The organism is Myxococcus sp. CA040A (assembly GCF_013336725.1).
In the GTDB taxonomy this organism is placed as follows: domain Bacteria; phylum Myxococcota; class Myxococcia; order Myxococcales; family Myxococcaceae; genus Myxococcus; species Myxococcus llanfairpwllgwyngyllgogerychwyrndrobwllllantysiliogogogochensis.
On sequence record NZ_JABUMR010000004.1, the window covers coordinates 1,119,588 to 1,146,058 of the forward strand.

12 protein-coding genes and 2 pseudogenes are annotated in these 26,471 nt (G+C 68.2%); 4 read left to right on the top strand and 10 right to left on the bottom strand.

Annotation, left to right across the window (positions count from 1 at the left end; translation table 11 throughout):
- Nucleotides 1-12: 12 nt before the first annotated feature.
- From HUA75_RS46870 to HUA75_RS21635, 3 genes are read right to left on the bottom strand one after another with little or no spacing between them, the layout of a single operon-like run.
- Entirely contained in the window at nt 13-987 is a 975-nt protein-coding gene (locus HUA75_RS46870; protein WP_174461770.1) for a fused MFS/spermidine synthase, read from the bottom strand.
- Between the two features lie 46 nt (nt 988-1,033).
- A complete protein-coding gene (locus HUA75_RS21630; protein ID WP_174476847.1) occupies nt 1,034-2,344 on the bottom strand; it encodes a M18 family aminopeptidase in 1,311 nt (436 codons plus the stop codon).
- A 45-nt stretch (nt 2,345-2,389) separates the two neighbouring features.
- Nucleotides 2,390-3,193, bottom strand: a complete 804-nt coding sequence (locus HUA75_RS21635; protein WP_141642559.1) for a hypothetical protein — start codon at nt 3,191-3,193, stop codon at nt 2,390-2,392.
- Between the two features lie 208 nt (nt 3,194-3,401).
- Between HUA75_RS21635 and HUA75_RS21640 the strand changes: the two genes are divergently transcribed.
- Nucleotides 3,402-4,127 carry a hypothetical protein gene (locus tag HUA75_RS21640; RefSeq protein ID WP_174487431.1) on the top strand — a complete coding sequence of 242 codons (726 nt, stop codon included), beginning with the start codon at nt 3,402-3,404 and terminating at the stop codon, nt 4,125-4,127.
- Between the two features lie 290 nt (nt 4,128-4,417).
- Here HUA75_RS21640 and HUA75_RS21645 read toward each other — a convergent pair whose 3' ends face one another.
- On the bottom strand, nt 4,418-5,359 hold the full coding sequence (locus HUA75_RS21645; protein ID WP_174487432.1) for an acyl-CoA dehydrogenase family protein: 942 nt from the start codon (nt 5,357-5,359) through the stop codon (nt 4,418-4,420).
- 510 nt (nt 5,360-5,869) lie between these two features.
- Nucleotides 5,870-6,481, bottom strand: coding sequence for an SET domain-containing protein (locus tag HUA75_RS21650; RefSeq protein ID WP_174487433.1), 612 nt, complete (start codon nt 6,479-6,481; stop codon nt 5,870-5,872).
- Between the two features lie 94 nt (nt 6,482-6,575).
- Between HUA75_RS21650 and HUA75_RS21655 the strand changes: the two genes are divergently transcribed.
- The 3 genes from HUA75_RS21655 to HUA75_RS47955 all read left to right on the top strand — a co-directional run bounded on the left by HUA75_RS21655 (nt 6,576) and on the right by HUA75_RS47955 (nt 8,139).
- Nucleotides 6,576-6,950: a DUF423 domain-containing protein gene (locus HUA75_RS21655; protein ID WP_141642555.1), complete on the top strand. Its 375-nt coding sequence runs from the start codon at nt 6,576-6,578 to the stop codon at nt 6,948-6,950.
- 739 nt (nt 6,951-7,689) lie between these two features.
- On the top strand, nt 7,690-7,905 hold the full coding sequence (locus HUA75_RS21660; protein WP_141642554.1) for a helix-turn-helix domain-containing protein: 216 nt from the start codon (nt 7,690-7,692) through the stop codon (nt 7,903-7,905).
- Nucleotides 7,906-7,923: 18 nt separating this feature from the next.
- Nucleotides 7,924-8,139, top strand: a complete 216-nt coding sequence (locus tag HUA75_RS47955; RefSeq protein WP_141642553.1) for a winged helix-turn-helix domain-containing protein — start codon at nt 7,924-7,926, stop codon at nt 8,137-8,139.
- Here the strand turns inward: HUA75_RS47955 and HUA75_RS21670 are convergent.
- The 5 genes and pseudogenes from HUA75_RS21670 to HUA75_RS21690 form a co-directional block, all read right to left on the bottom strand.
- A pseudogene (locus tag HUA75_RS21670) lies at nt 8,117-8,470 on the bottom strand (ISNCY family transposase); the annotation flags it as partial. The gene HUA75_RS47955 and the pseudogene HUA75_RS21670 overlap by 23 nt on opposite strands.
- A 136-nt stretch (nt 8,471-8,606) precedes the next feature.
- Complete coding sequence (locus HUA75_RS21675; protein WP_141642552.1) at nt 8,607-8,954, bottom strand: hypothetical protein; 348 nt, start codon at nt 8,952-8,954, stop codon at nt 8,607-8,609.
- Nucleotides 8,955-8,962: 8 nt separating this feature from the next.
- On the bottom strand, nt 8,963-23,707 hold the full coding sequence (locus HUA75_RS21680; protein WP_174487436.1) for a nucleic acid/nucleotide deaminase domain-containing protein: 14,745 nt from the start codon (nt 23,705-23,707) through the stop codon (nt 8,963-8,965).
- Between the two features lie 101 nt (nt 23,708-23,808).
- Nucleotides 23,809-24,681, bottom strand: a complete 873-nt coding sequence (locus tag HUA75_RS21685; protein ID WP_174487437.1) for a peptidylprolyl isomerase — start codon at nt 24,679-24,681, stop codon at nt 23,809-23,811.
- A gap of 38 nt (nt 24,682-24,719) precedes the next feature.
- Nucleotides 24,720-26,471, bottom strand: a pseudogene (locus tag HUA75_RS21690) (hypothetical protein); the annotation flags it as partial.

The window sequence follows — 26,471 nt, forward strand, 5'->3', positions numbered from 1 at the left end:
GCGGCGGAGCGGTCAGTCCTCGTCGTGCAGCACGAGGTCCAGCGAGTCGAGCGCTCGGCCCTCCGAGGAGGCGCGGCGGACCTCGCGGTCCTCGAATCGACGCGACATCAGCGCGCGCAGGTTGAAGCGCGCGGCGCGGGCCAGCCGACCGGCACGGGCCTTCAGCGCCCCTCGCGAGACCTTTTGCGTGGACGTCAGCCCCACGAAGACGCGGTTGGCCGTCGTCTGCGAATCGAAGGCGTGCAGTTGCGCGAAGCTCGCCTGCCACGTCTGGAGCATCGCCGGGTACAGCGGATTGGGAGAACGGTGCACGTTGCTCACCACCGCGCCGTCGGGCGTGAGCCGGGCCTTGGCGGCCTGGAGGAACTCCCATGTCGCCAGCGCCTTGGGCATGCCTCGGGGGCCATAGGCATCCAGGAGGATGACGTCGTAGGCGGGCCCCGGCGTTTCGATGAAGCGGCGCCCGTCCGCCACGTGCGCGTGCAGCAGCGCATCCTCGCGGAAGCCGAAGTAGCGCCGGGCGACCTCGAGCACCTCCCCGTCACTGTCCACCGCGTCGATGCGCGTCTGGGGCAGCGCGGCGCGCAGGAACATGGGCAGCGAGCCGCCCCCCACACCCACCATCAGGATGCGCTGGGGATTGGCCACGAAGGCCACGCCGCCAATCATGCCTTGCGTGTATTCGAGCTCCAGCCGCAGCGGGAAGCCCTGCCCCACCACGCTCTGGTATGCGCTGTCCCAGCCGAACTGGAGGTAGCGCCGGCCCTCGTCGTCCTGGCTGACGATGCAGCGATGCGAGCCGGCGAGCCCCACGTGCAGCACGGTGCGCGGCTGGGAGAGCCAGCGGAAGACTCGCGCGAGGTAGCGCCGGGAGCGCTCGACCTTGCCTCCGGGAAGAGAGAGGCCGAGCGGTGCGCCCTGGCGGGGGAGAACCCGCTTCCAGGGCGCCTCGCACCACCAGGGACCTCCCGCGCGCGGCCAAGTCACGCACAAAGGTCTATCACCTCCCCGGCCCGCTTTTGACAGCCCTGCGTCACGCGAAGAGGCGACGGAGCACGGCCACCATCGCCGCCACGTCGGACGCGCACGCCATCTCCCGGATGGAGTGCATGGATAGCATGGGGTTGCCCACGTCGACGGTGCGGATGCCGAGCTGTCCCGCCGTAATGGGGCCAATGGTGCTGCCGCACCCCAGGTCCGTGCGCGTGACGAAGTGCTGCGGAGTCACCCCCGCCTCGCGACACAGCGCGGCGAAGTACGCCCAGGACTCGCCATCGGTGGCGTAGGACTGATTCACGTTCGACTTGATGACGGGCCCGGCGCCCATCTGCGGCTGGTGCTTGGGCTCGTGCAGCGAGGCGTAGTTGGGGTGGACCGCGTGCGCCATGTCCGCGCTGACCAGGAAGGACTGGGCCATGGCGCGGTGGAAGGCGTCGGGCTTTCCGTCCGAGAGCCCCAGTGTGAGGCGCTCCAGGAGCGTGCGCAGGAAGGGGGACGCGGCGCCCTGCGCGCTGCGGCTTCCCACCTCCTCGTGGTCGAACAGGATGACGCCGCTGGTGGCCTCGCGCGAGGCCGGGCCGGTGAGCAGCGCCGTCAGGCTCGAATGGCAGCTCGCGAGGTTGTCCAGGCGCGGCGCATGGAGGAACTCCTCGTGCGCCCCCGAGCGCGTGGACGGCTGCAAGTCGTAGAGGCACAAGTCGTAGCCCAGGATGTCGGCCGCCTCCGCCTTCACGCCGCCCTTCGACAGCTCCTTCACCAGCATGGCGCGCAGGTCCACCGCGCCCGCGCTCTCCAGGCCCAGCACGGGCACCATCTGCTCCTGCGGGTTGAGCTTGAGGCCCTCGGTGTTCACGCCTCGGTTGAGGTGGATGGCCAGGTTGGGCACTCGCAACAGCGGCTTGCGGAAGTCCACCAGGTGGCCCCGGGGCTTTCCGCCCTCGAGCAGCACGACGCGGCCGGCGAGCGACAGGTCTCGGTCGGTCCAGGTGTGCAGCAGCACCCCGCCGTAGATTTCGACGCCGAGCTGCTGGTAGCCGTTCTTGGCGACCTGGGCGTTGGGCTTGAGTCGCAGATTGGGCGAGTCGGTGTGGGAGCCGACCAGCCGGAAGCCCGCCCGGTCCACTGGCGCGGTGCCCAGGTGGAAGGCGGCGATGCTGGTGTCGCCCCGGGTGACGTAGACGCGCTCACCGGGCTTCAGCGTCCAGGACTCGCGCTCGTCCAGGGCGCGGTAGCCCGCTTGCTCCAGGCGGCGGGCCGTCTCCCGCACCGCGTGGTACGGCGTGGGCGAGGCATCGATGTACGCGAGCAGGTCATCGGCCAGGGCATCGGTGTCGGTGGGGCTCATGTCGGCCCGAAGCTAACCGCTACCGGGCGTCTCGCCACGTCCGAATCACGTCCCCCGAGCGGGCGGACGGGCCCCTGTCCCCGGCGGCGGTACGGTGGAGGACGGCCGGGCCTGGGGGGCGGCGTCGAGGAAGGTCCCCAGCAGCACCCACCGGCGGGACTGGTCCTCCTTGCCGCGCTTGGCGAGCAGCGGCGTCGTGTAGTGCCAGAAGGGCAGCCGGTACACGGTGATGCCGCCCACGGTGCTCACCCGCGTCATCTCGGACAGGTGCCCGTCCTTCTCATAGACGAGGTACTGGTGGTCCACGCCCGGCATGGTGAGGCTTACGTGCATGTCCACGTAGCCGGCACGGGCCTCGGCCTCCTCGGGGTGGTGGTCATTGTGAGGGCCGGAGTAGTCGCCGGGCCCGTAGCAGAGCACCTGGATGCCCCAGTTGCGCCGCAGCACGCGGCCACTGACGGAGGCGGCGAAGGCGGCGAAGGTGTCCGAGCGAAGCATGGTGGTGAGCCCCACCGCTTCCGCCGCGCGCCAGGAGCGGGAGCGCCGGTTCTCCAGCAGCGCGGTGCGCACGCGGACCGTCTTGGGCAGCAGCTCCATGTAGTTCATCGTCATCCCGGAGATGGAGTCCACGGGGATGGGGTCCTCCATGCGCACCAGGGTGTCGTTGAGCGCCGCGTCGAGCGCATTGCGACAGGCGGCGGCACGAGTCGCGTCCACCACGCCCTGGAGGGAGACGAAGCGGCGCGCGGGGTCCAGCAACGCGCCAGAGACTGAGGTGTCCCGGCCCTCCAGGATGCGGCGGCCCTTGGGAGTGAGGAGGTCGGCGAACTCGGAGGGGAAACGCTTCATGCCGCCCCGAATACGGCTTCACCGGCCGGTTGTCGTGCGGAATGCGTGCCGCCCTCGGGGCCGACCGGAGCGGGCCGGGCTCGGGTGGATCAGCCCATGACATGCCGCGTCACACCCGGAGTACGGATGGAGTTCCGCTGGGCGACAACCTTTACCGAGATCCTGCGATAACCTCCTGATTCGTCGAATTCTGGAGAGTCCCCCAAGCATGAATCCCATCAGCAACCGCCCCCGCGTCGTCACGTCGAACCCGTCCACGTCGCTCCAGCCGCAGCGGGAGGCGCAGCAGACGGCGGCCCCGGCGAGGGCCAACGCGGTGGGGCATGCGCAGCTGAGCACCTTCGAGGCGAAGCTGGCGGCGCCGGTGCAGGCCGTGGCGGCGCAGCCGACGCCGGGCGCGTGGCGCGGCGGGCCGGACACCGAGGTGGGCAAGGCGGTGCAGGCCATCTGGGACCGGATGCAGAACATGCCGGGGGCGGATGTCACCATCAAGGGAGACACGCCGGCGTCGCTGCTCGGCCGCGCCATCCTGGACGGCAAGAAGGTGTCGAACGAGCAGCTCATCGCGATGTCGAAGGTGACGTTGGATCAGCTCGCGACGGATCCGAAGGACCGGGAGAAGGTCCTGAAGAAGGTGCCGAACGCGCGCGAGCTGCCGGTGCACAAGTTCACGGTGGCGATGCTGTCGGCGGCGACGGGAATTGATCCGCAGAAGCTGTCCGAGGCCTGTCCCGACCTGGGTCTGACGGGCGCGCCGGGCACGCCGCTGCTGTATGCGGCGGAGGGGCAGAGCACGCAGCGCTCCACCGCGCTGCACGACTTCACGGACTACCTGCGCGGAGCGGGCATCAAGGGCCTGAACAAGGCCGTGTGGGGCGTGGAGAACCGCATCCTGTCCGCCCTCGTCTCCATCGTGGGCGGCGGACGGTACTGAGCAGACCAGGGTTCACGCCGTGAGGCGTGTCAGGGCCGTGCCCCGTACAGGGGCGCGGCCCTTCGTCTTTCAAGGGACGAGCTTCGAGCAAGCGGCGTCCCCTGTCCCGGCACGCCCGATTCCTGAGGTCAGTCGCCTTGTTCTGGCGCCACGCATGACGATTTCGCGCGAGCGGGTTCCACTGTCTCGCCAGTACGCGTGTCCGGAGGTCAGTCGCCTTGTTCCGGCACCGGGCCCGCAAGCTTCGCGCGAGCGGTTTCCGCCCTTTTGCCTGTACGCGCGTCCTGAGGTCAGTCGCCTTGTTCCGGCACCGGGCCCGCAAGCTTCGCGCGAGCAGCCTCCAGCCGCTTGGCGCGCACCTTCCCAGCGACGTCGAGCAGTCGGCGGTCGCGCCCCCAGCGCTCACGAGTCACACCATCGACCTGGGCCCACAGCGGCTCACTCTCGACGAGCGTGCGCTTCACCTGAGCCAGCGCGCCAGCGAGCGCCACATGCGTCGCCACGGATGACGGGTCCGCCTGGGCAAGCCCGCGCATCATCACCGCGAGCGCGAGCAACTCCTCGCGGATGGGGTCAGGCCAGCCGCTGCGTCGGCCGAGCTGGAGAAGCCAGCCGAGGAGTGCGAGATGGACATGACAGTCCTCCACGGTGCGGAAGGGCTTGAGGTAGCGCGTGTAGCCATCGCCCGGGAGTACTTCGTCCGGTGATACCGCCACGTCTTCGAGTCGCAGCTCCGCGTGAGGGACCTCGGGCACGAAGGGGAGCTCGGGCAATTCAGTAGCGATGATGCCCGCGCGCCTGGCGTCCACGGACACCAACCTGAGCCGGTTGCGGCCCTGATCGTCCTGTCCCTCGGAGGCGACGATGAGTAGCAGCTTCGCGCTGGAGCCCAGCGTGACAAAGGCTTTCTCCCCTGTGAGTGTCCAGCCCGTGGCCGTGGGCGCAAGACGCGTCTGGATGGCGGCGGGATGCCCACCCATCGACTCCGTGGCGCAGAGCGCGACGGGCTTGTCGGCGGGGAGCATGGGGAACAGGAAGCGGTGGGCGGCGTGGTACCCGGAGGCGAATGCAAATCCGAGCCGGTCCGCGCGAAAGCCTCCCGCGAGCGCGAGGTCCGCGGGCGACTGGAACCGCGGCACCAGCTCCACATGACGGCGCCACCACGTCTCGACGGAGTCAAGTGTGACGGGCTCGGGGGACTCAGTGAGCAGGAAGGAGAGGACGTCGTTCACCGGGCCACTATACGACAGCCAGACGCACGCGGCATGCCCAGACCAATCCAACCAGAGGCGGCCCTCCGGCCTGACTGGAGTCAGCCAGCAGCGCCAGACCCAACATGCCTTTACCCTCTCAAAGACAACGCTCAAGACAGGACTGCGTACGGAATGCGCTGCACAAACCCTCATGATGAGCAGGCAGAGTCCAGCGCACGGCATTACATCCCACGCACCTCCATCTACAACCGCATCAATCGCAGCCCGAGCATCCGGCTCGCGGGAGTCGTGGACGTGGCAGGAGTCACTCGCTGCTTCCACGAATGCGCTGGCGACCTGAATCCGCAGGGGCGCGGCTGAGGTGTCTCGGAATGCACTCAGTCGGCGGGCCAGGGAACTGGGATTGGCCCGCACCAGCACGTGACCTTCGCGGGCCCCAGGGCGACAACTCCCGGCCGGCGTCGCTGGCCCTCGCACTCACTTCGCCACAAGGCCCGACGACAGCGCGTCAGGCCCGGGCAACCCACCTCACCCCGCCAGGCGCTTGCGGCCGCCCGCGGACTTCTTGCCCTTCGTCGTCTTCTTCCCCTTCACGGGCTTCTTCGCGGAGCGGGACTTGGACACGGACTTCGTCTTCTTCGAGGCCTTCTTCCGGGCGGGGGCCTTCTTCTCCGGCGCCAGGATGGTGCCCCGGCACTGGGGCGCACTACAGCGGCACACATAGAGGGCCTCGGAGTCCGGGCCCATGTCCTCGGTGCGCTCGTACGCGTAGTCGTAGACCAGCTCCTCACCCACCTCGAGTGCGCGCAAGGCGAAGATGTAGATGCGCCCCTTGTCGATGAGCGCCTCGCAGTTGGGGGCACACGAGTGGTTGATGTAGCGCGCCTCGTTGTGCAGGGTGCCCGCGTCGAGCACCGTCTTGCTGTCCAGGTTGAACAGGAAGGTGTGGTGCCGCCCCATGGCCTCGTCGTTGTAGCGACGGTCCGCCTCCGCCTGGGCGATGCGCTCACCGACGTACTCGATGATGCGCTCGCCCTTGCGGATGCGGCGGGTGGCGAAGGCGCCGGTGCCCTGGATGGACGACGGGCGCAGTTCGAAGGGGATGGGCTTGGAAGAAGGAGTGAAGGTGGGGGATGTCATGCGGGTATGAGTGGCCTGGAGTTCACGTCGGCCAGGACGCTCCATCAACGGCGGTGTAGCGTGCACCAGACGGACTCTCGATGAAAGGCGTTCGATGATGCGGTGGTGGCTCGTGCTCGGTGCGGTGAACGCTTTCCTGTCCGTGGCCGCGGGAGCCTTCGGCGCGCACGCGCTCAAGGCCCGGCTCCCTCCCGACCTCCTCGTCATCTTCGAGACGGGCGCGCGCTATCACATGTACCACGCGCTCGGGCTGCTCGCGGTGGGACTGCTGGCCCTGCTGCGCCCCTCCTCGCTCCTGAATGGCGCGGGCTGGGCCATGCTCGTGGGCATCGTCCTGTTCTCCGGCAGCCTCTACGCACTCGCACTCTCCGGCGTCCGAGTCCTCGGAGCGGTGACGCCCCTGGGCGGCCTGGGCTTCCTCGCAGGCTGGGCCCTCTTCGCCATCGCCGCCTGGCGCGCGACGCCCTAGTCCTCCTCCCGGATGACCTGTCGCGTGTTGCCCAGAGATGAGGGCGCACGCGCAGGGGCGGGGACGGAAGCTGAGGCAGGCGGACAGTGTGGTCGACCGGGGCCATGGATCGCAGGCGGGTCACCCAAGCTGTTCGTAGCGGGGGGCGGCCAAGCGGCTCGCGCGTCGGAGCAGTCGGGACGGGGAGCCCTTCACTCCAAAGACAGCTGGAAGAAGCGCGGCTGGTAGGTGGGGTGGGCGACTACCCGGACAGTTAACCCGTGCATCTACGCGAATCCACGAGCACCTCCACCGCGGGGTGCGCCCAGGGACGTGCGCGGATGAGCCACCGGAGCGTCAACATGGACAGGAAGAGAGAGTGGGTGCGGCGGCACCGCATGGCGACGGGGTTCGCACTCGAAGTCCTCGCGGAGGTGCTCGGGGGGCGTAGCGGGCGCGCAGGGGCTGCGAGCAGGCAGTAGGCAAACTTCCAGTCCTTGGCGTCGGAGGCATCGAGGAAGCGGCGGAGGGGTGCCTTGGGGACATCCCCAGGGCGTGCGCCTCGACGATGTGCCTGACTCTTCCTGAAGCCACGCAACCCTCGGCGACCAGTCTCTTCTCGGCGCGGCTACCACTCTGATTCACGGCTCGGATGAATCCGTCGCTGGTCGTGTGTTGAACCTACATGAGTCGGCTGAAGCTGAGTGAAGGGCAGAGGAGCGAGTTGGAAGCATGATTCCGGACGACGGGAAACCGGCGTCTGCGCGAGCGGTGTCAGGCGGTGCTGATAACCGCCCGGAGCCGTCCTCAGCAGCAGATTGTCGAGGACCTGGGGACGACGCCGCGCAACATCCAGCGCTTCCTCGCTCGTTACCGCGCTGAGGGCCTGGAAGGGCTGAAGATTCAGTGGGCGCCGGGCAAGACACCCCTGATTTCCGAGGACCTGGCGCCTACCATTCTGGATTGGAAACGCTAGGGCCCCCGGGCCTGTGGGTTGAAGCGTGCCAACTGGACGCACGCCACCCTGGCCGCCTTCTTTTACCGGCAGACAGGGATTCGCGTGGGCGAGACGGCCATGGGCGATTTCTGCCGCCGCCATGGCGTTCGCCCGTATCGGCCCACCTATCGATTCCTTCGCGCCGACCCGGCTCGCCAGCAGCGGGCCCGTCAGGAGTTGAATGAAAAAACTACGCCGGTAAATATGGCCTGAGCCCATCTTCGATGTCTCGGAGGTAGCCATCCGGGTTGGCGCGGAAGCGCCGGCCCAGGATGCGAGGGACGCGCCGCTGCTCAAGCTGAAAACGCAGTCTCTGCCAGTCATTGATGTTCCCAGGTTCCAGGTAGGGGCCGTCAAGCGCAGGCAGAAGGAGTGCCGAGGCAATGGCTGGCAGCCGCACGGCTCCGCGCACGACGAGTCCCGCGCTTGCGCGCACCCGGCCCCAGGCGCGCCGCTCGTGGTAGCGGCAGGTGCCGAAGAGGTGCTCCAGGTCATTGTCGGTGCGGGGCAGGTCCGGCACGTCGTAGCAGTGGAAGAGCGCAGGGCAGGTCACAATATGACCACCACTCCGCAACGTACCATCCTCCAGCCATCGTCCTTCTTCACCAGACCTATGCGCCTGCCCGCCTGCTGCTAGAACGCAGCAGGCGGGCCGATTTCTTCCCTACCGAAATAGGCTCTTAGGACCTGCGCCCCGACTCGGACGGCAGGTGAACATCGGCCCGCAGCAGGAACTCCTCGGGCGTCAGGCCGATATTCGAGACCCACTCGTGCCACGTCACGTCTCCCACCGCGAACGAGTCCTCGAGGCTCGCGGCGAACCGCTTGCACAGCGCGTCCAGCGTCTCCTCAGGGAAGTTCCGCTGAGCCGCCCATCCGTTCTTCAAGATGGCGACCTCGCGGCCCACTGCGGCGATCTCCGGATCGCCGTAGTTGCCTTGATAGACAACCTCCGACCCTAGCTTTACTTCCGCGATCCAGATGTCGACGTCTTCTTCATAGTTGACACCCACGAAATCGAAAAACATGCCTGCTCCTACTTGATGCCCATGTCACTCAACGACTTGTCCATCGCCTCGTTGCCCGCGTGACGAGACTGGACCGTGGCCCCGTAATCGAAGCTGTAGGTTACCTTCGCGTTCGGGAACTCACGTGCCAGCATCGTGCTACAGGTCTTGCCAGGAAGCATACAAGGTTGCCGCTCGGAGTACACACGCCGAACCTTCGCCGGATCGATTCCAGCGTCGGCCAGCACCCTTCGCCCGACCTCCTCCGAGTGAACGCCGAACCAGAAGTCTTTCTCCCTGAATTTTCCCATCGGGAGGTTGGGGACCGCCGTCAACTGGAGGACTCCGTTGGCATCCTCATACTCAAAGACAGCCACATTGGCCTTGCGGCTGTTCAGCCCCATCGTCTTTCGCATCCTGATGGCTTCCTGCGCCAGATCCGTGGAGCCATAGCCCACCTGGCCCGTCACCGTGGAGGGAGCCATCTTGACGGGCGCCCCACGCCCGCCATTGGGCCCACGCCGGAAGGGCCCGGTGCTCATCTGCATCGGTTGGGAGTTGGTGACGAGGTCCGCCGCGTCGTCGTCGAACCTGATCGGCACGCCCTCCGGCGTCACCGCCACGGGGCTCGCCTGCCTGGAGATATTCCGCCAGTCGTCGGCGAGATCGCTGCCGAGCTGGCGGGTGAAGCGACGCACATCGGGCGCCTTCGCCATCCCCAGCGTCACCAACTCCGTGCCCGTACGAATGCAGGCACCCACCCGGTCAGGACCACTCCCCTCTCGGGTCGCGCACTCCGCCGCATCGACCGCCGGCCCGTAGACGATGGGCGCGGTCACCTGCCCCGACGTCTGGCTCAGCGCGAGCGTCGTGACGCCGACCCACCCCATCATCTTGGCGACAATAGGGATGCTTCCCACTGTGGTAATGACCGGCGCCATCGCGACGCCACTCCCTCCCATCATGATGGGCAGGCCAACATTCGTGTGTAAGTCCCGGCTCTCCTCATCCTTCCGGAGCCACTTCTGGCCCTCGGTGTACCGCTCCATCGCGGCTTTGTGCTCCGGAGTCCCGGGCTTGGCCCACTTGAGCCACTCCTGCGCTTGACGCTCCAGCGACTCTCCCAGCATCCGCTGCCACGCCGTCTCGCCCGTGGGGTCCACGTACCGCAGCGGGTTCGTCCGGGCGTAGCCCCACGGGTTCAGCTCTGTCGGCGTGGCCAGATAGGTCGCCGCTGCCAGCGGATCCTCGGACAGGAACTGCCCGGTCGCCGAGTCGTACCAGCGCTGCTGGGCATAGTTGAGGCCCACCTCGGCGTCCCACGCGTGCCCCGTGTACCCGAGGCTCGCCTGCGTCGACGGTGGCGGCGTGCCGCTTCGGTAGCCACCCCACGCATCGAATGACGACGTGGTGAGGACGCCGGCCTCCAGCCGCCCCACGGCGCTTCCGAGCCCATCCTGGAGAATCCGCGTGCTCCCTGTTGCGAGCTCGAGGCCCGCCGCGCGCTGGTACAGCACCGCGCCGCCCGCGCCGGGGAGCTGCTCCTCGATCAGCGAGCCTCCACTCCACAGGTAACGCGTCGTCGTGCTCCCCACCGTCCGAGAACGTCGGAGCCCCGAGTAGTCATACTGGTACTTCACCTGCTGGAGTTGGACACCGTCGTCCAGCTCCGCCTCGACGAGCCGCCCCGCCGCGTCGAAGTGGAACATCCGCGTGAGGCTGCCGCGTGTCTCACGCGCGCGCCGGCCCGCCGCATCCACCGCGTACTGGGTCACCACCGCGTTGCCATTCAGCGGGTCCCGGCTCTCCTTCAGGGAGCCCAGATTCGCGTCGTAGTGGTACGACAGGTGCTGCTGCGGCGCTGAGAGCACATCGAACCCGCCAGCCCCGAGCGACCCCGTGTACGATGTGCTGCGCTTCTCACCGGACCGGGCGCCGTCCGCGTGCATCCGATAGAGCACGGACTGGCCGGAGGGGTAGCGCACACCGGTCAGTCGGTCGGCCGGGTCATAGCCATACTCCGTCGTCTCGATCATCCCAGGGCCACCCGACTCGAAGCGCTCCAGCAGCTCGGTGAGCCGGTTGCCGCGCTCGTCGTAGGCGTAGCTGTAGCGCAGCCGGGGCGACGCAATGGGCGAGGCGCAGCCCTCCGCCCGTGCGTCATGCGTGACGGACGTCAGCCGACCTCGGCCGTCATGGCAATAGGAGTGCTTCAGCGCGCTGTTGCCCACCCGGATCAGCCGGGCGCCGCCCTGCTCCCACGCAACGTCGAGGACCGTGCCGTTGGCCAGCGTGACGCCCTGGAGCCGCTGGAGTCCGTCCACTGTGTAGTTCACCGTCCCGGACGGGGCTTGAATCGAGAGCAGCGCATTGCTGTCGTAATAGCCGTACTCGACTGTCTCGGAGCCGCTGGTGACGGCCTCCAGGCGATCCCGCCCGTCGTAGCTCATGCTCCGGACCAGGTCGATGCCAGCGCGGTGCTCCGTCGCCGAGCAGAGCTGGTCCAAGCCATTGAACACGTAGCTCACGGACTCAAGGTCCTTGAAGGTCCGCGACACACCCGAGGCGTCCTGCGTGGGCGTGCCCGGCTTGAAGACAGACCGAATCACCCTGCCACGCCCATCCAGGACCTGCTCGACGCGCTCACCCAGCTCGTTGCTCTCCTCCGGGCTTCCGTTCGTCCAGGTGGTGGTCCACTCAGCCGTGCCACGCTTGCGCAACAGCTCTCGCCCTAAGAAGTCGTAGGTGAACTGCTGCGGCTTTGTCACGGAGCCCGCTGGCGGCGTCACCGTCTCCAGCCGCGCCAGCCCGTCGTAGGTGTAGGTAAAGAGTTCGTTGCCCGGCTGGGTCACCTGGACCAGCTCGCCCCGGGGGCCGTACTGCCTGGACCAGACCGTCTCCGCCGAGGTGCCCGCCGCATACCTCACGTCCGTCGCATTGCCCGCCCCGTCATACGCGGCATACCGCGTGCGCTCCAGGTCCGTCCCCTGCCCATAGGTCTCGTTCTCCAGGAGCCCACGCGCGTTGTAGCTGAGCGTCCGGATGCGATTGTCTGGAGTCTGGACGGAGCGCAGCAAGCCATCCGCGTAATAGGCGTAGCTCGTCTCCTCCGGACCAAAGCGCTGTGACTTCAGCCTGCCGCTCGTGTCGTAGGTCCACGTCGTCGCGGCGGCACTGGCGTCATATCCAAAGGGAACCATCCGCATCGACTTGCCGTCGGCGTAGTAGTCCCATTGGTCCGCCGCCCCACTCTGGGTCTTCCGGATGACATTGCCGAGTCCATCCACCACCACCGTCACGGTCCGGCCGCCGAGACTCTGTCCACCCATGCTCCACGACTCGGTGGAGACAGCCTGCCGCCCACTCCAGTTCGTCGTGGTCGTGTACTGGTAGCCATGGTCAGGCGCTGACCAGGTCTCCACCTCGCTGCGAATCCGGCCGCGATCATCGATGGCCGCTTCCGCGCCTCGGTCCACAATCCGTGACGACGCGCCTTCGAGCACCGCCTGCCGCTTCACCCAGGTCCCGTCATACCGGGTCCGGACGGAGCGCTCGCCCCCCGTCCCAGTCTGGACCTCCAGCTCCACCAGCCCTCGCGCATTGTAGGTGCGAGCAATGGAGGCGCCGTCCGGGAGGCTCTCCACCTCGACGCCTTCTCCCGGATGGCTGTAGCTCCACTGCGCCATCGCCGTGAGCGTGGTCGAGGCCAGGGTGCGCGTCTGGAGCCGCCCCAGCCCGTCGTACGTCATCGCCCAGGACTCCAGCTCCTGGGGCCCGACCTGTGACAGGACATTGCCCTGCGCATCCTGCGTGAAGCGAGTCGTGACACCGCCGGGCTCGACGACCTCAAGCAGATTGCCCGCGGTGTCATACTCGCGCGTCGTCATCCGCCCCGAAGGGGACTGATACGAGACCTCGCGCCCGAGCGCGTCGTAATCCCAGGCATGCTGCGCGAGCTGGCCGTCGACGGTCTCCGTCAGAGCAAGCACCCGTCCCTGCGTATCAACCGTATACGTCCGGACCTCATCACGCGTCCCCGTGGTCCCCGGCCCCCGTCCGTTGAGGACGCGCGTCACCTGCACGGTCCCCGTGCCCGCCAACGTATCGGAATAGGCACGCGTCTCGGTCAGCGTCCGCGCACCATTCGCGGACTGCACGGTGCGCACCGACCGGGTCATCCGTCCCAGGACGTCGTCGTATTCGTACGTGTCCTCCAGACCCAGCTCGTCGTCCACGCGCCGTGTCACCCGGCCCGCGCCGTCATGGAAGGCCTTCGAGTCGACCCCACCGTGGCTCGTGGTGCTGCTCTTGACGGAGAGCTCTCGTCCCATCGCGTCCGTCGTGGACTCGAGCACATGCTTCTTCGCCAGTGTGCCGAACGTCCGCTGAACCACCGCCCCCGCAGCATCCAGCACCACGGTCTCCACATCGGAGAACCGACATCCGTCCGGACACGGCTCGCCCGCCCCCTTCGACTCGTACTCCCACCGGACCGCGCGTCCGAGCGCGTCGTGCAGCACTCGGGTCACCAACCCCCGGCTGTCCGTCGCCTGGGTGATGTTCCCTTCTCCATCCAGGACATACGAATAGAGCGCGACCCCGCCCACCGACTCGCCCGTCTGTCGTCCAGCGGAATCGTAGGTCAGGGTGTGCCGCTGCCCTCGCGCATCCAGGAACGACTGGAGCCGCGACCCCTGGTAGGTGTCGTACTGGATGGTGGCCGGGAGGCCCTGGGCCCCATACGTGTAGCGCTCGTTCCGGACCAATCCCTCACGAAGTTCCGTCGTCCGCGACTGGCTGCGGGACCACCGCCCCAGCGCCACGCTCTCCGTGACGACCAGCGTGTCGTCCCCCAGCAGGTAGCTGTACGTCCACACCTGGGGTGGGCGCCCGGAGACTGTCCGGGAGAGGAGCCGGCCCACGGCGTCATATGTCAACTGCACACGCGCCCCCGTGGCTCGGTTGAGCTCGGAGATGCGATTGCCGAGGACGTCGTACTCGTACTCCACGGTGTACTTGTCGAGCCCACCAGCGCCCGTCAGGACACGCGAGACCTCCGCGGAGCCCGGGAGGCCCAGCGCCTGCTCTTCGTGCCCGAGGAAGGTCAACGTGTTGCCAGTGGGGTCCACGCCTTGCTGGACCACTCCGTCCACATCCGGGAGCTGCTGGGCCGAGAACACGACGCCATGCAGCGGGTCTTGAACCGACAACCCCGTCGAGTCACCCGCCGCGTTGCGCGGCTGGCTCACGTTCGCCTCGCCGTGCCCCGTGGCCAGCTTCATCTCCACGGCGCGCCCCGTCGTCGGCTGTCGCGCGGACACCGACCAGAGCCGTCCGCTCCCGGCTCCAGGCACCGGCAGGCTCTCCGGAGGCGCGGCGCTGAGTGACACGCCATCCACCTGCATCCGGTCATTGACCGCATGACTCAAGGCGCGTCCCGTCGAAGACACCGTGCGATCCACCTGCACGGGTCCTCCCCGGACATCGCTCCCCCAGGCCGCGGTGCTCGGTCCCAGGCCAGGAAGCGTGGTGGCGCTGGCGTTTCCGTACTCGTTGAGGTCGAGCGAGACAGTGACGCCATCCGGACGCGTGAGGGTCCGCTTGACGGTGTCGGTCGCCTGGATGCGCCACCCCGGCGCTGGCATGCCGGTGCCAACCACGGAGGTGACAGCCTCCGCCGCGCTCACGTGCGCATACATTCCTGGCTGCGCCTCCCGCCCATAGGTGGCCACCCACTGAATGACAGGCGTTCCACCTTCGGGAGGACTGAGCTTCAGCTTCGCCTTCGCGACCTCGTTGGAGGCGGACCACAGCTTGCTCCCGCTCAGGTCCTCGGGCGGCGCCGCGTAGTCGTACTCCCACACCTGGGTCGCGGGCAGCGCCGACGTCCGCGCCACGCTCAGCAGATTGCCTTGCTTGTCATGCGTGAGCCGCAGCGCGTGGATGACGGAGCCATCCGACTTGAGGCGCAGCTCCACCGTGGCGAGCAGGGCGAAGCCCTGGTTTCGTGCCTGATTGCGCAGCCGGTTCGCGATGGACTCGTCGTCCAGATCGATGGGCTCGTAGTCGAGGACGAGCTGGAGCCGTCCTGGCGCGCGCTCCACCCGCTCCACCAGGTTGGTGCCAGCCCGGTACGTCAGCACCGTCCAGCCCGACCCATCACCGCGCCCGTGCCCGTCATGGTAGCGGTCGAGCAGCCATCGGCGCCGCTCCTCCAGCGCGTGGCCCCGAGCGCGCATCCCAAACTCATAGACGGCGCCCTCGGCCGTCTGTACGACCGCGAGGGCACTCCCGGCCCGCTTCTCGATGCGCAGCGTCAGTCCATGCGAGCGGTCCGTGGTGCAGTCCGTGGCGGTGCGCTCTGCGTCGCTGACGCTGCCGCAGGTCGGGAAGTCGTAGGACTGGCCCGCGACGACCACCGCGTAGCGTCCGAGCTTCTCCTCCTGCACGAAGCCGTCGAGGTTGTTCGTCCAGCCCACGCCCGTGGTGCTCACCAGACTGCTCTGGTTGTTGTAGGTCCGGGAGAAGCGAACGGCCTCGGCGAGCTGCGGCACCGAGAAGTCCTCGTGCTCGAAGGACAGGTGTCCATCCGCCACGTTGATTCCCTGGACGGTGAGCTGGCCGGGAGCGCGGGCATTGAGCCCCTCGAAGACGCCGCGCGGGCGCCCCAGCGTTTGAACGAGACGACGGACCTCGGGCTCGAGAATCTCCTGGACCAGGAAGAAGCGCCGGGCTTCCCCGCCCGAGCCCGGCATCGGCACCAACTGCGCGGGAATGGGCAGCGCGAAGTGCCGGGCGCCGTTGAGCCCTGTCTGTGAGAGCTGCTCGAGGGCGTCCTCTCCCAACCCTCCCCCCGACTCCTGGACGCGATACGCGCCATTCGGAAGGAGCTCCACGTCCGCCTGTTTCACGAGGCTGCCGGCCGCACAAGTGTCGGAGGTGCAGACCTTCACCCTTCCCCTGCGGATGACATCTGGGTCCAGCGCGAAGCGGGCCGCGGCCGGGATGGAAACCGGCCTGTCCTTGACGGCCCCTCCGTTGGCGGCCACCTCGACCGAGCGTCGCGCGGTGAAGGCACTGCCCGCCTTGAGCAGGTCCGTGCGCGGCGACAAGCCCATCAGGTTGAAGCGATAGAGCACGTTCTCGGCGTTGCCGCTGAGGTACAGCTCCACATAGAGCAGGTCATTGGCGCTCAGGACGTCGTCGATGAACTCGCCGTCGCAGCTGCCTGTGATGGCCTGGCTCTTGATGCTGACATCACACTCGATTCCGAAGGCATCCCCACCAAAGCGTACGACGTAGTCACCCACCGGCGTCGGCGCGCGTCCCTCCCGCTCTGGCTCCAGCAGTCCGCTCAGGAAGGAGTAGGCCAGGTCGTCGGAGTCCGCCTCCGCGGTCGAGCCCTCCAGCGGCCTCGTCCCCGTGGAAGTCGTCGCCGTGACATGCGGGTTCGTGAGCCCCAGGACCCGGAACTCGTGCTCGCGGTCCCGGTCGTACCGGAGCACCCGGAACCCGTCCGGGTCCATGCTGGCGTAGACGTTCTTCAGTCCCACCGCGCGCTGGGGCAGGCCCGCCGGATGCGTGCCCAGCGGTTCACTGAAGTCCGGTGGCCTCGCGTTCCGCTCCGCGGGCGTCAGGGCCCCGTCGCCATCGAGGTCGCGCGGAAACACCTCATGTCCCACGACATGCAGGTAGTAGTTGGCGCTGGGCAGGCTGCCGAGCGTCAGGCGCTGGCCGCTCGGAGTCACCACGCGCATCGCGGCCTGCAGGGCCGCCGAGCCACGACCTGGAACCACGGCGAACTGAGCCACCGCGGGCTCCTCCGCCGCGGAGCTCGTCACCCGCACCACCCGCCCCGCGAGCGGGGGAACGCCCTTGGGCACATCCTCCAGGTCCTGGTTGCGTCGGCACGCCAGGAGCTTCTTGGCCGAGCTGTTCGCGCCCTCTCCGTACTCGGAGCAGGTCTCCAGGATCCGCCCGGAGACGCCCTCATCCCTCAGCATGTCGGGAAGGCACGGCGCGCCTCCATCGGGCGTGCCGCCATCGGCACGGGACGCCTCCCGGCACGGGGACACGCCCCCGTCGAACCACTCCGGCGGGAAGCCCGCATCCAGCGGCGTCTGTCGCACCCCTCCGTCTTCCGCACGCCACTCCTCGGGAGCCGAGGTCCGGACGCGCCAGTGCGTGTCCACATGAACGTAGGTGTCCCGCGTCGTGGCCGCGCCGCCGTGGCGCACCAGCGTGGGGGCCTGGTCCTGCCGCACCCCTCCCGCCTCGGCGCTGCGCCATACCCGGACGTCGATCTCCGGAGGATAGAGCGCCACGGGCACGTCGATGCCCAGCGCCTGCACCGAGCAGCGGGAGAGGGAGACCTCCTGCCCCGAGTCCACCACCTTCAACGGGCCTTGCTGCTCATCCAGCAGGCAACGACCGTCAGGGCCCGGACTCCACTTCGAGATGGGGGGTACGCTGGCGCGTGTCATCCCCGTATGGCCCGTAGCGTGATTGACGGCCACGACGACCAGGGGCTCCCCGGCGCTCAGCCTGAGGAAGTTGTTCCGATTGTCGCGACACTCCGTCTCATAGAACGCCCGGTCCGCGTCACCCAGGTTGATGGGCGGCGGGGCGCTGGAATCGTCCAGGATGGCGGGATTGAGCTCCCGGCAGCGCTCTCGAATGGCTCGCTTGAAGGGCGCCGTCGGTCCCACGCGCACGCGCGCATAGTGTCCCTGGGCGAGCCGCTGGCCGGGTTGAGGCTGCTCACACTGCTCCTTGGCGACGCCCACCGTGAACTGGGCAATGGGGTGCTCCAGGTCATCCGCCCTGAAGAAGTGGACCTCCGTCTTGGTGATGTCTTCGTCGGCGATGGAGGCGAACGAGCCACCATCCGTGTCGAACTGGCTGTGACCGCCGGCCGCGCAGTCGCGACGCAGCGAGCGTCCCTCGCGGTCCACGAAGTGGAGGGCGCCGTGGAGGAGCCGGGCGTCGACGAGGATGTCCGCGCGGGTCTGCCGTCCGGAGGTCACCTGGAACGGAGTCGAGCACGTGGGATAGCTCGCCATGACCATCGACTGGACGACGGCGGCGCCTGTCAGGGGATCCCTGCCCAGGATGGGCCGAGGGCCCAGGGGGACGTCCGCGCAGGCGATTCCCTCGGCCTCCCCTCCCGCGACCATCACCGGAATGCCGTACTCACCCGTCGGCCCCGTGGCGCCACTCATCGTGGGCCCAGGCCCGGTGACGGTGACGCGCATGTCGGGGAATCGCACCACGGACTGGACCGCCACACCGCTCGCAAGGGACTGCTCGTCCCGCGTGAAGGTGAGCCGATAGCCATTCGTGCCCGCGTCCCCCACGGGCGAGGCCTGAACCGTCAGGGTGTACGTCCTCAGCTCGGTGCCCAACCGCCCACCGAGGGTGATGACCGTCGTTCCACGGGAGAGCTCGACGTTGCCCGCGAGACGCAGCTCGCCAGCCGAGGCGCTCTGCGTGGTCGCGCTCCACGTCTCACCCTGGGGAGGCAGCAGCACTCCCCCCGTGCCGGACTTCGCGGAGATGAAGGCCTCGATGGGCTCTCCGGCGGCGCTCGTGGCGACTCGTGACGCCAGCAGCGAGACCGGGAGGGAATAGGGGAACGACACCTGCCGAGGCACGGAGATCAGCTCGGAGAGTTCCTGCGTGGGCCCGACAGCGAGCTGGCGGTCCTGCTGGGCTCGCAGCGCGCCGCTCACGACGGCGGGCACCATCGCCTGGATGTGCTGGTCCAGGAACGGGAAGAGGCCCACGAAGGCCTGGGCGTGCGCCTCGCCGAGCAGCAGCGCATCCAGCGCCCGCTTCCAGAGCGGCACCGGCGGCCCCAGCGGAAGCGGGACGCGAGGCAGGGAGCCTTCGACTCCACCATCGGTCGACGTGCCACCCTGCCCATCCAGGGTGGACAGCGCCTGCCGGACGATGGCGTCCTGCTCGTCGGTGAGCGCCATGTAGCCCACGAGTTCCACGGACCGGAGGTCCAGGAGCGACTCCGCCACCACCGAGTCTCCTCCGTCCGCCACCCGGGCGAGCCCCATCCTCGCGAGCATGTGGCTGCGGGGATCATGCGCCAGCACCACGGCATAGCGACCGGCCTCGAGGTGGGTGACGTTGGGGAACGTCAGCAGCACGGGCTTCTGGACACGCACGCCCACGGGCCCCACCTGCCAGACGGCCGTGGGAGACGCGTTGCTCTCCAGCTTGAGGGGCAGCGCGATGGGCGCGATCCGGGTGGCCGTCAACATGCCCTGGGACTGCCCGTCCTCGAACAGCAGCGCTCCAGGCGGGCCGTCAATCGCCAGGGCTCCGTGGCGGTTCGCGAAGTCCATGTGGAGCGCGGCGGAGGTGTCCACCCGGGTCGCGCTGCCCGTGTCCACCTCGGTCAACACGAGGGGCGCATCCAGCGTCTCGGCCTCCGGCGTCACCGTCAGCAGGCGACGAACGGTGGGCAAGGGCTTGCCGTCAGCGCTGGCTCCGCCCTCGAAGCGCAGCACCCGGGGCCCGGACACGGAGGAGAGGAGGGACCAGTTTCCATCGGCGCTCGTGCGAGCCGAGTCCTCCGTCCCTTCCAGCACCACTCGCACCCCAGGCAGTGGCTGGAACGTGCTGTCCATCACATACCCGCGCACCCGCGTGAGCGGACGGCGGACGGTGAGCTCGCTCACGAACTCGCTGGCCTGACCGGGACCGACCTCGGCCGCGACACTCCGCACGCGCACCCGGAGGACCGCTCCCTCGGGCAAGGGCGAACGGGCGATGAAGCTCGCTGTCTGCCCTCCTGGCGCGAGCGAGTGTCCTCCCTCGAGCGCGGTCCCCTGGTACAGCACATCGAAGCCCGCGCGCACCGATTCGAGCGTCGCCGCCTTGTTGAAGGAGACGCTGATCAACGCGTCGGGCTTGACCTCCGCCGCCCCGGCGGCCGGCTGAACACCGGTGACCACCAAGGGCTCCGTGGCCGGGTCCCGGTAGCGCACCGTGACGGCTCCGCGCCCGATGAGTCCCTGCACATCCCGCGCTGTCACCTGGATCGTGCTCTCCCCCAGGGGGACGGCGAGCTGCGCTTCGTAGACGCCCGGCGACACCTCGGACGCGGGGCCGGTGCCGATGAGCACCTCGGCCAGCTCCGCGAACGCCTCCACACGGGCCCTCACGAGCACCAGCGGTGAATCAGAAGCGCTGCCATCAACGGGCAGGAGCATCGTCACCCGAGGTGGCGCACCATCCACCGTCAGGCGAAGCGACTCGGTCCGCGTGTTCCCGGCCTCGTCGATCGCCGTCACATCCACCCGGGATTCGCCCGACTGGAGCGCGATGGAGGCACTGAAGGTCCCGCCCAGGATGGTCGCGGGTTGTCCACCAACGGAGACTCCCGCCAGATGGAGATCGCCCACCTCTCCCTGGATGAGGTACGGCGACTCATTCACCGTCACGGGACTCGTCGAGGGACGGGTCACCGTCAGGTACGGCGGGGTCCGGTCCACCGCGAGGTCTCGGGTGGTGCTTGCGGTGCGCCCCTCCGCGTCCGTCACGACGATGGAGAGCGAGTGGTCTCCTTCCGTGAGCGCGAGCGCCATGCTGAAGCTGCGCACCGAGACGGAGGCATTGACTCCGTTGATGGTGACGGTCAGCGGGAGGGTTCCTCCTCGGACCTGACCGGACACCGCCACGCTGGGGCCTCCGAGCACGGCGCCAGGGGATGGCTGGTCGAGCGACAGGGAAGGCGAGGGCTCCACGTGGCCCGCGTCCTGGGTCGGGACGCCTGCGTCCCCACCAGGCGGCCCACCCGCATCCACGCCACCTCCAGCGTCCGGAGCCGGGCCTCCATCGGTCGAGGCACCGCCGCGAGTGACGCTGACCGAGGCCTCGGAGCGAAGGCCGTAGCCGTCCATCGCGACGACCAGGAGGGTCTGTCCACCGGGGGAGAGCGGCGCCTTCCGGGAGAAGCCTCCCTCGGACGTCGTCGTGGCCAGCACGCCGGCCACCACCACCGTGACGGTGTCGGTGCCATCCGCGGGCACGGCCGTGCCGCGCACCGTAATGGAGGCTTCCTCTGTCACGAGGCCGTCGAGGGGCTCGCTGATGGAGAGGGTCGGAGGCGTTGCGTTGGCCCGCACATGCAAGGTCTTGCGGACTTCATTGCTGGCCGCATCGGTCGCTCGGAGTTCCAGCGTATTCGCGCCCTGGACGAGGGACCGATTCACTTCGAAGGTGCCGTCCGCGGACAGCGCCGCCGGGCCTCCGTTGATGGTGAGGATGACGGGCGTCGCGTCCGAGACGGACCCATGCACCGTCACCGTGAGCGCCCCAATGCGCGCGCCCTCCGACGGCCCCGTGAGGGTGAGCGTCGGGGGGGTGGAGTCACGGACGACCGACACGCTTCGAGTGGTGGTGTTGCCCGCCGTGTCCAACACCTGGACCACGAGCTGGTTCACACCCTCGAGCAGCGAAATCGTGCGCCGCCAACGACCATCCGCGCCCTGGCTCAGCAGCTCCCCGCCAACCTCCACGTGGTCGACTGGACTGCCATCCACCACCTCCACCTCGAGTTCCACCTGGGCCTCGCGCGTGACCAGGCCGTTCGAGGGCGCATGGATGGTGACACTTGGAGGCCCCACGTCGATGGAGAAGCTTCGTTGCTCCACCCGGGTATTTCCGACGCTGTCCGTTGCCGTGATGACGAGGAGGTGCGTTCCCCCCGACGCGACGGTGCTCCCGCTCGTGAACGGCGCGTCATCCAGCGTCGCGCTGTCCGTGCCGGGATGCGCGTCCTCCACGGTCCAGGAGATCGTCGCCGGAGTCCTGCGCTGCTCGCCATCCCGGACGCCGGAGACGGTGATGATGGGCGCCGTGCGGTCGATGACGAAATGTTTGAGGGAGGTCGTCGCGTTTCCCGCGAGGTCTTCCGCTCGAACCTCCAGGAAGTAGGCACCGTCCTCGACCACCTCGGTGCCCGAGCTGAAAGGCGCGCCATTCAGCGTCGCGCCCACGACCCCGAGGTTCGTGTCGGTCGCGCTGAACGTCGGTGTCACCGTCACGGCCACGGGGCCTGCCGCGGGAACACCTCCCACCGAGAGCACCGGAGGCGTGTAGTCGAGGGTGAAGGACACCCGGGAGGTGGTCCGGTTGTTGGCCTTGTCGCGAGCGCGGACCTCCACCGTGTGAGGCCCTTCGGCGGCGATGGTGTCGCCACCGAGATAGGGCTGGCCATCCAGCAGGGCCTCGACTCCCTCCGGCGCCATGTGGATGTCGGTGGCGGTGTAGCTCACCACCACGGGCTCCTTGACGTGGGCCCCATCGACGACGCCCGACAACGCCACCACCGGATAGGTCCAGTCGATTGTGAAGTTCACCGTGGCGAAGCCGTAGTTGGCGGCCCGGTCCTTGGCCACGACGAAGAGCGTGTGTGTCCTCTCCTGGGTGACTGGTGTGTTGTTCTCGTGCCCCATGCCATTCAAGGTGATGTTGAGCACCTCGAGATAGGGGCTGGTGACCTTGATGGACGGCGTCACCCAGCCCGGCGCGAACTCCCCTTCGGAGACGCCCGTCACCTCGATGAGTGGCGCTCTCAGCAAGAGGGTGAAGCGCACCCGCTTCATGGCCACGCGACCCTCCAGATCCTCGGCGGTGACCAGCAGGTCGTACTCCCCCTCCGCGGATACCGTCGTGTTGTTCTGGAAGGGAGCTCCGTTGAGCGTAGCGGAGGTGGTGACCACGTACGGGCTCGCGGCCTGCCATGCCACCGTGACCGGGCCCTGCGTCACGTCACCATCGGACACGCCCTGGATCGTGAGGGTTGGAGCATGGGTGTCCAGCACGACGGCTCGACAGACGCGGGAGACGTTGCCACAGGAGTCCGCCATGACGGCGGTGATGGAGTTCACTCCGTCCACGAGCGGCACGTCCGACCTGAAGCCATCGAAGCCAACGAGCCAGGCCGGAACGCCATTGATTGTCAGCGACTTGCCGTCACGGCCGTAGCGACCGGCGACAACGACGGGAGATCCGATGAAGTAGGCGCCGTGCTCCGGCTCGGTGATGGAGAGCTCCGTAGGGAGGGTGTCCGCATCGAAGACAGCGACGCGAACGTTGGAGTCCACGCCCCCCTGCACCGAGACCTCCAGGTGGTTGGTCGCATTCAGGGGAATGGCGGTCGCGAACGCACGACGTTGCGCTGGGGCGATGCCCGCCAGCACGTTGACCCCATTCAGGAGGACCTGGGCATCGGCGGTCGCGCCCACCATGTCCACCAGCAGGACGCCGAGCGTCCCCTCCCCCTTCGGCTCGAAGTCGAACACAGCCAGAGCCGGCTGGTGCCCTGGGGCGAGGTAGCCTGTATCCGCCATCACGCACGGAAGAGAGCCCAGGGTCGCGACCGAGACACGCACCTGTCCCCCATCTTGCGCCTCGACCGTGAGCTGGTTGGCCACCTGGAGCGCGACGCGCGAGACGTTCAACCGCTGTCCCGCGGCGATGGCTCCTACCGGGACGCCATTGAGCGATACCGTCGCGGCTTGCGCCTCGCCAGTCCCTCGCCCATTGCCGTTCTGGATGACGACCAGGGCCTCCACGCCGTCGGACGCCGCAAAGCTCTCCGTGCGAGAGGAGCCTCCGGCCACGGTGAGCCCTCCGAGGCGCCAGGTCGTGTTGACCGTCTCGGGAACCACGCCATTGCAGGCGGGCTCGAGTTCCTCGGCGGAGAGCTTCGCGCGCGCCGTGCCCGAGGTGGCCCCGGGTGACTGGGGCACAGGCTCCTGGGGCTCCGACTTCGTGCGACAGCCAGCGAACGCCACGGCGACCGCGAGCGCGAGGACAACAGGCCCCGACCCGATGCTTCTGACTCCCCGCCTCATCCCTCATCCCCTCGCTTGACAGCCGCATCCTGCGCGGACTTCCCCTGGGAGCCCAGCGCCTCAGGGAAGCGCGTCACTTTGATGCGTTCTTCCAATTCCTTGCTCAGACGGGCCTCGGCCTCACGCCGGGCCTGCGCGGCAAGCACCCCACGAAGCTCATCGAAGGACGGCACCACGGACTCCACAGGTGCAAGCGCTTGCGCCACATGGACACCGAAGGGTGTCTCGAAGGGCTTGCTGAGCTCGTCCTTGCCAAGCGCGGCGACAGCCTCGAAGAAGGAGGGGTGGACCTGTCCTTCCCGGACAATCCCGAGGCTCCCTCCGCGCTGGCTGGAGGCCTCGTCCTGGCTCGCCTCACGAGCGACGGCCTCGAAGCTCTCGCCGCCCGTGATGCGGGCATGAAGCAGACTGGCCCTGTCCCGTGCCCTCCTTCGCTCCGCGTCATCCGCGCCGGGTGACAGGCGCACCAGGAGATGGCGCACCTGGACCTGCCGTCGCGCCAGCGTGTCGCGGCCGGCCGCATAACGCTCACGCAAGGCCGTCTCGTCTGTCGCCCCTCGCAGCGCCTCCTCCAGCGCGGCCTGTGCCAGGACTTCTCGCTGGGCTGCGGCGAGCCTCGCGCGGATGTCGGGACGAGTTCGGAGGCCGAGTCCGGTCGCATGCTCGGCGAGCCGGGCCCGTGAGATCAGCGCGTCGAGCTGGGCGTTCATTTCGCCAGCACCGGGCGCACGGCGTGATGTGAAGTCCTGGAGGTCCTCGTTCCGGAGGTCGGTGTGCCCCACCCGCGCCACGACCTCGGGGTCGCGACACGCTGTCGCCTGCACGGCGAGAACCAGCACACCCACGGCGAGCGCTCTGTGAATAGACATGGAGGAGATCGAGGCGGTCCGGTCGCGCGATGGGGGGGTCATGGCAGGTTGTAGTTCTGTGATTGAAGGCGTGACCCTGGCGACACGGTCAGCGTGCCAGTGATGACGAGGGTGTCCGTGGTGAACACCTGGGCGTTTCTGGTGACCGTGAGGTTCCTGAACACCTGCTGTCCTCCGGGAGAAGGTAGCAGCGTCGTAGGCTTCGCGAAGGCGGTGTTGAAGGCGTAGTTGGCCTGGTCGAAGACGAGGTCACCGTACTCCTGCAGACTGCCCTTCAGGTACACCGAGCCCACGCCCCCGTTGCTTCCACCTCGGGCAAGCACCTTGCTCCAGTCGAAGCTGCTGGTGGCCGTGTCGTAGTACACCGCCACGCGTCCACCACCACCACCGAACGGGTTGCCCTCGCCTCCATTCGCGTCGATGGAGCCCGTGCCCGTAAAGGCCCCCACCTCCACCCGGATTCCTCCGCCCGCGCCTCCAAACCAGCCACTCTGGCCGCTGGCGCTCAGCCGCCCATCCAGCTTCAGGCTGCCTGCCTTCAACTTCAGCAAGCCGCCTCCCGTTCCACCTACGTAGGTGCTATCCGCCGCCGCTCCTCCCGAGCCGGCCGTCGCGGGCTCACGGTAGTCCCCGTACACCGGCATGTTCTCGACGACACCGGAGTTGTGCCCACCATGGCCTCCGTGACTGCCACCCGCGTTCTCCAGCCCGCTCGTCACATTCCCCAACGTCCGCCCCGCCCTCTGCGCATTCCCCTCCCGGTACCCTCCCAGGTACCCCCTCTCACTCACGTCGATTTGGGCCGCGTAGCCCACCTCGACCGCGCCGCTGACTTCCAATTCCAACGCAGGCGCCTGGAGCAAGGTCACATCCGACAGCTTCACCAGCGCAGAGCTGCCCAGCTTCAGGCTGCTCAGCTTCAACGGAGCGCCTCCCGCGATGTTCAACTTGGAGCTGTTCCCAAGCTCCACGGGGATTCCTTCCGGGAAGGCCCACGGGTGACTGAGTGACAGTTGGCCCCCATTGAGCACGGCCAAGACCGGTATCGCGCCACTGACTTGTCCACGTGCCAGCAGCGTCCCTCCATCCACCTGGAGCCACGGCGTGACGAGGTCCTGCTGCACCTCGATGTTGGCGTTTCTGCGCACCGCGAAGCGGTCATACGTCCCGCCCTCCACTGGAGTGGACTTCGCGAAGGCGGTGTTGAAGGCGTAGTTGGCCTGGTCGAAGACGAGGTCACCGTACTCCTGCAGACTGCCCTTCAGGTACACCGAGCCCACGCCCCCGTTGCTTCCACCTCGGGCAAGCACCTTGCTCCAGTCGAAGCTGCTGGTGGCCGTGTCGTAGTACACCGCCACGCGTCCACCACCACCACCGAACGGGTTGCCCTCGCCTCCATTCGCGTCGATGGAGCCCGTGCCCGTAAAGGCCCCCACCTCCACCCGGATTCCTCCGCCCGCGCCTCCAAACCAGCCACTCTGGCCGCTGGCGCTCAGCCGCCCATCCAGCTTCAGGCTGCCTGCCTTCAACTTCAGCAAGCCGCCTCCCGTTCCACCTACGTAGGTGCTATCCGCCGCCGCTCCTCCCGAGCCGGCCGTCGCGGGCTCACGGTAGTCCCCGTACACCGGCATGTTCTCGACGACACCGGAGTTGTGCCCACCATGGCCTCCGTGACTGCCACCCGCGTTCTCCAGCCCGCTCGTCACATTCCCCAACGTCCGCCCCGCCCTCTGCGCATTCCCCTCCCGGTACCCTCCCAGGTACCCCCTCTCACTCACGTCGATTTGGGC

Coding starts and splice junctions, on each gene's coding strand:
- HUA75_RS21630 (WP_174476847.1), bottom strand. CDS start 2,344: ATGAGCCCCACCGACACCGATGCCCTGGCCGATGACCTGCTCGCGTAC.
- HUA75_RS21635 (WP_141642559.1), bottom strand. CDS start 3,193: ATGAAGCGTTTCCCCTCCGAGTTCGCCGACCTCCTCACTCCCAAGGGC.
- HUA75_RS21640 (WP_174487431.1), top strand. CDS start 3,402: ATGAATCCCATCAGCAACCGCCCCCGCGTCGTCACGTCGAACCCGTCC.
- HUA75_RS21650 (WP_174487433.1), bottom strand. CDS start 6,481: ATGACATCCCCCACCTTCACTCCTTCTTCCAAGCCCATCCCCTTCGAA.
- HUA75_RS21655 (WP_141642555.1), top strand. CDS start 6,576: ATGATGCGGTGGTGGCTCGTGCTCGGTGCGGTGAACGCTTTCCTGTCC.
- HUA75_RS21675 (WP_141642552.1), bottom strand. CDS start 8,954: ATGTTTTTCGATTTCGTGGGTGTCAACTATGAAGAAGACGTCGACATC.
- HUA75_RS21685 (WP_174487437.1), bottom strand. CDS start 24,681: ATGTCTATTCACAGAGCGCTCGCCGTGGGTGTGCTGGTTCTCGCCGTG.